Annotated in this window: 3 protein-coding genes; 2 read left to right on the top strand and 1 reads right to left on the bottom strand. The window is 62.1% G+C overall.

Annotation, left to right across the window (positions count from 1 at the left end; translation table 11 throughout):
* Positions 1-310 (top strand): response regulator (locus E5W87_RS13285; RefSeq protein WP_292397862.1); only part of this gene is annotated, 310 nt, incomplete at its 5' end.
* 28 nt (positions 311-338) lie between these two features.
* Here the strand turns inward: E5W87_RS13285 and E5W87_RS13280 are convergent.
* The gene (locus tag E5W87_RS13280; protein ID WP_292397859.1) at positions 339-1055 is read right to left on the bottom strand and encodes an HAD family hydrolase; all 717 of its coding nucleotides are present in this window, start codon (positions 1053-1055) and stop codon (positions 339-341) included.
* 157 nt (positions 1056-1212) lie between these two features.
* Between E5W87_RS13280 and E5W87_RS13275 the strand changes: the two genes are divergently transcribed.
* Positions 1213-2649 carry a glutamine synthetase family protein gene (locus tag E5W87_RS13275; RefSeq protein WP_292397857.1) on the top strand — a complete coding sequence of 479 codons (1437 nt, stop codon included), beginning with the start codon at positions 1213-1215 and terminating at the stop codon, positions 2647-2649.
* The last annotated feature ends 13 nt before the right edge of the window (positions 2650-2662 follow it).

Raw genomic sequence — 2662 nt, 5'->3', positions numbered from 1 at the left:
ATCCGGGCTCAAGCCGGTCTCGGAATCGCCCGAGACGGCAGCAACGACGTTGCGATCGCTCATTCCCGGAGCTGTTGTCCTCGACGGCGGCGCGGACAACAAGGACTGTGAGGCGCTGATGTCGGTTATCGACGCGCTGCGACGCAGTTCGGGCAAGTCGACCCCCTCGGTGATCCTGCTTTCGACCAAGAATGGCACACCGGAGAGCCTCGGCCTGTCGAGCGTCGTCGATGCGGTGGTCGTCAAACCGATCACGACCGAACGGCTGCAGCCGGTAATCGACCGCCTGGTCGGGCTCGGACGTAATTAGCCAGCATCCGGCTCGACGCCGAGCACGATCAGCCGGCTTTCCCGACACTTTCGATCAGCCGGGGCAGTTCCGAGAGATCGGCTATCTGGCGGAAGCGAGGCGCGGTGACCGGCGGCTCGACATGTTCCAGCACCCAGGTCAATTCATGCGGCACGTGGATGCCCCAACTGCCGGCCTCGATAGCCGGCACCACATCCGACTTGAGCGAATTGCCGACCATCATGCTTTTTTCGGCGCCGTCCCCGTGGCGGCTGAAGATCCTGATATAGGTGGCGGGACTCTTGTCGCTGACGATCTCGACGGCGTCGAACAGGTCGCCGAGACCCGATTGCGCCAGCTTGCGCTCCTGATCGAAGAGGTCGCCCTTGGTGATCAGCACCAGGCGATATGCGCTCGCCAGCTTTTCCACGGTTTCGCGCGCATGGGGCAGCGGCTCGATCGGATGGCCGAGCATCTCGCGGCCTGCGGCAAGAATTTCGGCGATGACCGAGGCCGGCGCCCGGCCCCCGGTAATCTCGATCGCCGTTTCGATCATCGACAGGGTAAACCCCTTGATGCCGAAGCCGTAAACGGCGAGGTTGCGCTTCTCCGCCTCCAGCAATCTTGCCGAGATGTGCCCCTCTTCGGCATGATCGGCGAGCAGCGCAGCAAAGCGCCTCTCGGTGATGCGGAAGAACTGCTCGTTCTGCCAGAGCGTGTCATCGGCATCGAAGCCGATCGTGGTCAATTCATGATTGTTCTGCATTCGACGTCTTTACTGGTCACTGATCGCGGGAGTTCTACATCGAGAACCCTAAGCTGCCAGGAGCTATTTTCAACTGCGCGGGCGAACGCACCGCGCTCCCCTTCCCTTCCATCATCGGCGACGGCTATACTCCAAAATCCGCAACCCAATCTGGTGAATGATGCCGCCTGCAAAAAAGGAAGTCCGTCCGTCGAGCCGCGGAGGACGTATCCGCACGCCTGCCTTCGTGAAAAATCAGCGCGGCGTGAAGAACTGGAAGGAAGTCAGCGCCTGGCTGGAGTGGCGCGGCATCGAGGATATCGAGTGCATCACGCCCGATCAGGCTGGGGTTGCGCGCGGCAAAATGATGCCGTCGAAGAAATTCACCTCAAACACCTCGCTGGCGCTGCCCTCGGCGGTGTTCATGACGACGATCTCCGGCGGCTACCCGGAAGACGGCAACGGCTTCCACTATCCGGAGGACGACGGTGACCTCAAGCTGATGCCGGACCTTTCGACGCTGACCGTGGTGCCATGGGAAGAGGACCCGACGGCGGCGGTCATCTGCGACCTCGTCCACCAGGACGGCCGCTCGGTCGAGTTCACGCCGCGCAACGTACTGAAGCGTGTGCTTGCCGCTTACGACAAGCGCGGGCTAAGGCCGGTGGTGGCGCCCGAGATTGAGTTCTACCTCGTGCGCAAGAATCCCGATCCGGACTACCCGCTGACACCGCCGGTCGGGCGTTCGGGACGAGCGATCGGCGGTGGCGCCGGCTATTCGATCGCCGGCGTCAACGAATTCGACGAACTGATCGACGACATCTACCATTTCTCCGAAAGCCAGGGCCTGGAAATCGATACGCTGATCCACGAGGAAGGCGCCGGCCAGCTCGAGATCAATCTGCGCCATGGCGACCCGATCGAGCTCGCCGACCAGGTGTTCATGTTCAAGCGCACCATCCGCGAGGCGGCGCTGAAGCATGATATCTATGCAACCTTCATGGCCAAGCCGATCCAGGGGCAGCCCGGGTCGGCCATGCATATCCACCAGTCGATCATCGACAAGAAGACCGGCAGGAATGTCTTTTCTGCCGAGGACGGCTCGGAAACCGAAGCCTTCTTTCATTTCATCGGCGGCATGCAGAAACACGTGCCGAACGCGCTGGTGATGTTTGCGCCCTATGTCAATTCCTACCGCCGGCTGACGCAGTCGGCTTCGGCGCCGGTCAACAACAAATGGGGCTACGACAACCGCACCACCGCATTCCGCGTTCCGCGCTCCGACCCGGCGGCCAGGCGCGTCGAGAACCGCATCCCCTCCTCCGACGCCAATCCCTATCTGGCGCTGGCCGCATCGCTCGCCTGCGGGCTGATCGGCATGACCAACAAGATCAAGGCCGAACCGCCGGTTCTCACCACCGCCAACGATGCCGAGATCGACCTGCCGCGCAGCCTGCTCGAAGCCGTCGATCTATTGGAAGCCGACGAGGAACTCTGCGCGCTGCTCGGCAAGTCGTTTGCCGCGACCTATGCGGCGATCAAGCGGGCGGAATTCGAGACCTTCATGGAAGTGATCAGCCCGTGGGAGCGGGAATATCTGCTGCTGAATGTCTAGGGGAGTAGGGGAG

Source organism: Mesorhizobium sp. (assembly GCF_004962925.1).
In the GTDB taxonomy this organism is placed as follows: Bacteria; Pseudomonadota; Alphaproteobacteria; order Rhizobiales; family Rhizobiaceae; genus Mesorhizobium.
This window is presented reverse-complemented; position numbering and strand designations above follow the sequence as displayed.